Source organism: Pseudoduganella aquatica (assembly GCF_009857595.1).
GTDB lineage: Bacteria > Pseudomonadota > Gammaproteobacteria > Burkholderiales > Burkholderiaceae_D > Rugamonas > Rugamonas aquatica_A.
In genome coordinates this window covers 1-365 of the sequence record NZ_WWCU01000138.1, presented here as the reverse complement: position 1 = coordinate 365, position 365 = coordinate 1, and the positions used below count along the sequence as shown (strand labels likewise).

General features: G+C 65.5%; 1 protein-coding gene. It reads left to right on the top strand.

The window, feature by feature from the left end:
- On the top strand, positions 1–320 hold a 320-nt coding region (locus tag GTP77_RS29940), incomplete at its 5' end, for a transposase (RefSeq protein ID WP_161075763.1).
- Positions 321–365 lie beyond the last annotated feature (45 nt).

The following is a 365-nucleotide window of genomic DNA, read 5'->3' as shown; positions in this document are numbered from 1 at the left end:
GCCGCGACGTCTACGCCGACAAGGGATACCTCAACGGCAAGCGCGAGGCGCGGTTGACGGGCGAAGGCTGGCGCATGCATATCCAGCGCAAAGGCAGCAAGGAGAAGCCGTTGTCGGAGGCGCAGGAGCGGCGCAACCGCCGCATTGCCAAGCCGCGCGCCCGCGTCGAGCATGTGTTTGCCGGCCTGGCCCAACTGGGCGGCAAGATGTTGCGTTCGATAGGCTTGGCGCGCGCCACGCTGCACCTGAACTGGAAGGTTGCGGCCTACAATTTGCGCCGCCTTTCCTACCTGAAGCAGGCCAACGTCGAGGCGTTCTAACGCCCGTAGTCCGCCTGGAGTGCCGAAATCAGGCGGTTGCGCTGG